This is a genomic window from Pseudomonas sp. REP124 (assembly GCF_020164475.1).
Taxonomy (GTDB): Bacteria; Pseudomonadota; Gammaproteobacteria; order Pseudomonadales; family Pseudomonadaceae; genus Aquipseudomonas.
This window is the reverse complement of sequence record NZ_JAIQWX010000240.1, coordinates 1-5,733: the sequence shown is the minus strand read 5'-3', so window position 1 is coordinate 5,733 and position 5,733 is coordinate 1. Positions and strand designations below refer to the sequence as shown.

The following is a 5,733-nucleotide window of genomic DNA, read 5'->3' as shown; positions in this document are numbered from 1 at the left end:
GCGAGGCTTGCCCGCGAAGGCGCCAGACCAGACACCACATAACCAATCTTGCAGCTGCCCCTCTACATCCCATGCTGCCTGAGCAAACGCGCATAACTCCCATCCGCCTTCATCCTGGCAATCTCCCGGTCAAAACCGGCGACGATCTGCGCATGCTTCGGATTCTTCAGGCTCACCAGAATATGCAGGCTGTTCTCACTCACCGGCCTGGGCAAAAACTCCACGGCATTGCGCACCTTGGCCGACTCCCGGGCCAGGTAGTAACGGGCGACGTACTCGTCTTCCAGGGTCAGCTTGACCCTGTCGGCGGCCACCATGCGCACGGCCAGGGCAAAGTTGTGGACCGGCACTTTCTGCAGTGATTCGTCTTCATCGAACGCCGGCGAATAGGCATAGCCACGCACGATCGCCACCGGGTAGGTGTGCAGCTGCTGCAGGTTGTTGTATTCGATGGGGGCATCCTTGCGCTTGATGAAGCGGATGCGATTCAGCAGATACTCGCCGGAAAACTGACCAAGCTTGGTGCGGTCTTCGCTGTACCAGGCGTTGACCAGAACGTCGTACCGGCCTTCGCCCAATCCCAGCAGCGCCCGGGCCCAGGGCACCTGCTCGAAATCACTGGCATAGCCGGCTCGCGCCAGTGCGGTGCTGACAATGTCGGTTGCCAACCCACCGTTGACCAGCGTGGCGTCAGTGAAAGGCGGCCAGGCGTCCGCCACCAGGCGCAGTTTCTCGGCTGCTGCGTGCTGGGCCAGCAACAGCAAAACGATAAGAGCAAAGACTCGACGCAATCTCGGCATGCTCGAAAATCCTTAGCGGGCGGGGTGCCCGACGTATTTTTCAGCTAAATCTCCAAGCCCCTTACCGGCACGCCCAGGTGCAAAACGTTAGTTCATTGAAGCCACTGCAAATCGCTGCAATCCAGATTACACAAAGTAGGCGGTGGCGCGAGAAATGAATGATGGCATTTTGGTCTTTGTCACAGATTTCTCCGCCATAAAGACATCTACCGTTCGGACGCTTAGTATCTGGAAGAAGTTTCCAGGGAATCAAAACATGACAATCGAATGGGTCTGCAAACACCACAGCGATCTGGGCATCCAGCAGCTGTATGCGATCTTGCAGCTGCGCGCCGAGGTGTTCGTCGTCGAGCAGAAATGCTTCTACGAGGACATCGATGGCCAGGATCTGGAGGGTGACACCTGCCATTTGATGGCCTGGGACGAGGATCGGCTGGTGGCCTACCTGCGTCTGCTCGATCCGGAGCTACAGGGCGGTGACGTGGTGATCGGACGGGTCGTGACCTCACCGGCGGCTCGTGGCCAGGGGCTGGGGCATGAAATGATGGAGCAGGCGTTGAAACAGGCGCAAAAGCACTGGCCGGACATGCCGATCTACCTCTCGGCCCAGGCGCATTTGCAGGGGTATTACGGGCGGTACGGGTTTGTGGTGGCGGGTGAAGAATATGTCGAGGACGGGATTCCACATATAGGCATGCGTCGCTTTTGAGGACGCCATCGCGGGCAAGCCCGCTCCCACAGGTTCTCGGGTGAAACACAGATGTGTAATTCAACCGCAATCACTGTGGGAGCGGGCTTGCCCGCGATAGCGTCAGACCAGTCACCGCAGGGGTTCAGGGATACTCCAAAACCTCTTTGATCCCCCGCAAATGCCGCTCGATCCACCCCCGATCAATCGCTCCCCAATCACGAATCCGATAGCGCCCGGCATGGTTGCGGGCGCCCTCTTCCTGTTCGAACTCGCAGACGATATCCAGATCCGCCAGCGCCGCAATGGTGTCCTGGGCCGTACGCCTTGGCATGCCGGTAACTTCGGTCAATGCCGGGACGCTGCTGGCCAGGCCGCTGTCGATCAGGTAGGCCACGTACAGGCGGCGGTAGAAGCTGCTTTTGGTCTTGCTTACGTCCATCCATGCGCCTCTGTTTCAGAAGATGAAAAGTCCGGAAGATCTGTCTACTGCATGTCCCGCCAGGTCAGGTACACCCGCACATCGAACTCGATCTGGTGATAGCCCGGCAGCATGTGTTCGCACAACTTGTAGAACGCCTTGTTGTGATCCGATTCCTTGAAGTGCGCCAGCTCGTGAACCACGATCATCTTCAGGAATTCGGCGGGCGCTTCCTTGAACAGCGAGGCGATGCGGATTTCCTTCTTGGCCTTGAGCTTGCCGCCCTGCACCCGCGAGATGGTGGTGTGCAGGCCGAGGGCGCGATGGGTCAGGTCCAGGCGGTTGTCGAACAGCACCTTGTCGATGGCCGGGGCATTGCGCAGGTATTCCTGCTTGAGGTCCAGCGCGTAGGTGTACAGCGCCTTGTCGCTCTGCACACCGTGCTGCTCGGGGTAGCGCTTGCTCAGGTAGTCGCCCAGCCGACCTTCGGCGATCAGCTGGCGCACCTGATCCTGCAGCGAAGCAGGATAAGCCTGGAGGTATTTCAACGCGGTCATCGCAAGGCAACACACATGACGAAAAGGTCGCCAGTGTAGCGAATTCAACCGCTGAGCGCGCTCCAGTCGAAGGGCTGCACAAAGCGCTCGGTGTCTTCGGCCATCATCGGCCGCGCCACCAGGAAACCCTGCACATACTCGCAACCGTTGGCTTGCAGCCACTCGTACTGCTCGACGGTTTCCACCCCTTCGGCGATCACCAGCATGCCGAAGCGCTTGCACAGTTCGATGACATTGGACACCAGCGCGGCGTCCCGTGAAGACTCGGGAATCCGCGCGATCAGGTGACGGTCGAGCTTGAGCGTGTCCAGCTCCAGATCCCGCAGATGCGCCAGGGAGCACGGCCCTGAACCGAAATCATCCAGCGCCACCCTCACCCCCAGATTACGCAGCAGTCGCAGCTGCTTGCGGGTTTCTTCCGGGTGGCGCATCAACGCCTCTTCGGTCACCTCGACTTCCAGATGGCGAGGTTGCAGGCCGTGGCGCTCCAGCACCTGGCGCAGTTCGGTCACCAGATTGGGCATGGAGAACTGAGTGCTGCTCAAGCTGACGCCCAGCACCAGATCCTCGGCGAACAGGGTTTCCCAGGCTTTGCGCTGCCCTGCGCCGCGTTGATAGATCCAGCTGCCCAGGCGGCTGATCAACCGCGCCTCTTCCAGCAAAGGCAGGAACAGACCCGGCGGCACGTCACCGACACTCGGATGCTGCCAGCGCAGAAGCGCTTCGAAACCACGGATCCGCCCATCGGCGATGGCCACCTGGGGCTGATAGACCAGGTTGAAGTCGCGATTCTCGATGGCGGTGCGCACGCTTTCTTCGAGCATCAGCCGGGACCGGGCGCGGCCATTCATGTCGTGATCGTAAAAGCGGTACTGCTGGCGGCCAGCGCGCTTGGCTTCGTACATCGCGATGTCCGATGCACGCAGCAGACCGTCCAGATTGGCCCCGCAATCGGGGTAGGTGGCGATGCCGATGCTTACACCGAGCGCGATATCCAGGCCGTCGATCTGCTGACAGATCGACACCCGCTCGATCAGTTTCTCGGCAATTCGCGAGGCCTGCTCGGGGAATTCGAGGTCGAGCAACGCGGTGAATTCGTCACCGCCGATGCGCGCGAGAATGTCGAACGGCCGCAGGCAGGCCTTCAATTGCTCGGAGACCCAGCGCAGCACGCGATCTCCCGATTCGTGCCCTAGGGAGTCGTTGACTCGCTTGAAGCCGTCGAGGTCCAGGTACATCAGCACCCAGGCACTGTCGTTGTGCTCACTGCGCAGCAACAGGTTTTCCACGGTCTGGTAGAAGCCGCGGCGGTTGAGCAAGCCGGTCAGCGGGTCCGTGACCGCCTGGAATTCCAGCTGCTGATGCAGGTGGCGCACCACCGACATGTCTTGCACCGTCACTACCATCGCGTGCTGCTCGGCCGGCAGCGGCGCGCAGGACAATGCCACCGGCACTTGCTGCCCGCGCGCGGTACGCAGCAGCGCATCGTGCAGGCGGTAGGTCTCGCCACGCTTGTAGCCGTCCAGCAGCTCCGACTCCGCCCACACGGGGACGTGTGGCTTTTGCAGGAAATCCAGGAATTCCTTGCCCTGCAGTTCCTGCACGGTGGCATTGAGCAGGCGCGACATCGCCGGGTTGGCGAAGTTGATCAGGCCGCCCTCGTTCACCACCAGGATGCCTTCGGCGGCATTGTCCAGCACCGAGGCGTTAAAGGCGCGAGCGACTTCCAGATCATGACTCAGGCGCTGCAAGGCCCGGCGATTGCGCTGGTGCTCCAGCAACGCCTGGACCTTGGGCTTGAGGATCTGCGGATCGAACGGCTTGAACAGATAATCCACGGCGCCACTGGCATAGCCCTTGATCACGGCGTCCTGAGACTGCTCGTTGGCGGTCAGGAAAATGATCGGGGTCAGCCGCGTACGCTGGCTGCCGCGCATCAGGCGCGCCACTTCGAAACCGTCCATGCCGGGCATCTGCACATCCAGCAGCACCAGGTCGATATCGTGTTCGAGCAAAAGGCTAAGCGCCTCGAAACCCGAGGCAGCGGTGATGACCTGCCAGTCCTGGCGCTGCAACAACGCGCGCATGCTGATCAGGTTTTCAGGGTAATCGTCGACGATCAATAACGTTGAGTTGCCGTCAATTGGCGGGGATTGCGCGCATTCCATGCTGCTTCTCTTTGTTCGGGACGAGGCCGGTTTCTTGTGAAAACCGGACAGATACTATGGCTTCACTCTAGACCTGGATCCAAAAAAGCTGAAGCTGTCAGTGCGCCATCATTTAACCAAGGCATTAATTTACCGACTAACGGTCGCCTCTGAAAGCCACTAAAACCGCGAAGTATGGCTTTTTAACAGTTCTTTGACGCCACATATCCGGCGATGCCAGCATTAACAAAAAAGTCTTCTATGTTTATAAAGGCCGCCGTCAAAGGCGCGTGTTAGAGCTTCTGGTACGCCCGTACTGCAAAAAATTCGTGGAAGCTTAGCCAATGATTGACCTTGCGTCCTGGAACCTCAGCGTTCCGGTCGGCAGTCCGCCGTACACCGTTGAAACCTCCAAACTGGTCAAAGGCTACAAGAATCAGTATTTCCATTCCGATACCGGCACTCTGTTTTTCTGGTCCCCGGTGACCGGTTCGCGAACTGAAAACGCGATCTATCCGCGCACCGAACTGCGGGAAACCTACAGCAACGGCACGCTTAAAAACTGGTACTACCCGGACGCCGACAACCTGTTGCACGCCACTCTAACGGTGAATCAGGTGCCCAGCTCGGGCAAGATCGTCATAGGCCAGATTCATGCCTATGAAAGCCAAAAGCCGCTGGTCAAACTCGAATATCAATACAAGACCAAGACCCAGACCGGCAACATCGTCGCCAAGGTGCGCATGCATCCCGATGATGATGAAGGCCGGGTAATCACCATCGCCACCGGCGTTAAACTGGACCGCGAATTCTCCTACCTGATCCATTTGAGCCCCGGCGGCGCCCTGGGCCTGAGTGCCGCAGGTTACCAGTGGGACACCCAGATCAGCGCGACATGGCGGGTCAAGCCGTTGTATTTCAAGGCCGGGGTGTATGTGCAGGACAACACCGGATACACCAGCGAGGGCGGGAAAGTGACGTTCAGCAGGCTGGATATCGATCACGACAAATGACCGATAGCACCCTCTATTGTCGTGAAGCTACGAGTCCTGATGTCGGACGCATACCCTGTGGCGAGGGGCTTGCCCCCGCTGGGCTGCGAAGCGGCCCCAAAAAGATG

General features: G+C 59.4%; 6 protein-coding genes. 2 read left to right on the top strand and 4 right to left on the bottom strand.

What is annotated here, in order from left to right:
• Positions 1-62 precede the first annotated feature (62 nt).
• On the bottom strand, positions 63-800 hold the full coding sequence (locus K9857_RS29430) for a substrate-binding periplasmic protein (protein ID WP_224541948.1): 738 nt from the start codon (positions 798-800) through the stop codon (positions 63-65).
• 256 nt (positions 801-1,056) lie between these two features.
• On the opposite strand from K9857_RS29430, the gene K9857_RS29425 reads away from it, so the two are divergent.
• Complete coding sequence (locus tag K9857_RS29425) at positions 1,057-1,509, top strand: GNAT family N-acetyltransferase (RefSeq protein ID WP_224541946.1); 453 nt, start codon at positions 1,057-1,059, stop codon at positions 1,507-1,509.
• Between the two features lie 124 nt (positions 1,510-1,633).
• Here the strand turns inward: K9857_RS29425 and K9857_RS29420 are convergent, their stop codons facing one another.
• Genes K9857_RS29420 through K9857_RS29410 form a run of 3 tightly spaced genes read right to left on the bottom strand, consistent with a single transcriptional unit; the run spans position 1,634 to position 4,634 of the window.
• On the bottom strand, positions 1,634-1,930 hold the full coding sequence (locus K9857_RS29420; protein WP_175376622.1) for a helix-turn-helix domain-containing protein: 297 nt from the start codon (positions 1,928-1,930) through the stop codon (positions 1,634-1,636).
• 44 nt (positions 1,931-1,974) lie between these two features.
• Positions 1,975-2,466 carry a M48 family metallopeptidase gene (locus K9857_RS29415; protein WP_110965285.1) on the bottom strand — a complete coding sequence of 164 codons (492 nt, stop codon included), beginning with the start codon at positions 2,464-2,466 and terminating at the stop codon, positions 1,975-1,977.
• Between the two features lie 44 nt (positions 2,467-2,510).
• Entirely contained in the window at positions 2,511-4,634 is a 2,124-nt protein-coding gene (locus K9857_RS29410) for a putative bifunctional diguanylate cyclase/phosphodiesterase (protein ID WP_224541944.1), read from the bottom strand.
• Between the two features lie 323 nt (positions 4,635-4,957).
• Between K9857_RS29410 and K9857_RS29405 the strand changes: the two genes are divergently transcribed.
• A complete protein-coding gene (locus tag K9857_RS29405; RefSeq protein ID WP_224541942.1) occupies positions 4,958-5,626 on the top strand; it encodes a polysaccharide lyase family 7 protein in 669 nt (222 codons plus the stop codon).
• Positions 5,627-5,733 lie beyond the last annotated feature (107 nt).

Coding starts and splice junctions, on each gene's coding strand:
- K9857_RS29430 (WP_224541948.1), bottom strand. CDS start 800: ATGCCGAGATTGCGTCGAGTCTTTGCTCTTATCGTTTTGCTGTTGCTG.
- K9857_RS29425 (WP_224541946.1), top strand. CDS start 1,057: ATGACAATCGAATGGGTCTGCAAACACCACAGCGATCTGGGCATCCAG.
- K9857_RS29420 (WP_175376622.1), bottom strand. CDS start 1,930: ATGGACGTAAGCAAGACCAAAAGCAGCTTCTACCGCCGCCTGTACGTG.
- K9857_RS29415 (WP_110965285.1), bottom strand. CDS start 2,466: ATGACCGCGTTGAAATACCTCCAGGCTTATCCTGCTTCGCTGCAGGAT.
- K9857_RS29410 (WP_224541944.1), bottom strand. CDS start 4,634: ATGGAATGCGCGCAATCCCCGCCAATTGACGGCAACTCAACGTTATTG.
- K9857_RS29405 (WP_224541942.1), top strand. CDS start 4,958: ATGATTGACCTTGCGTCCTGGAACCTCAGCGTTCCGGTCGGCAGTCCG.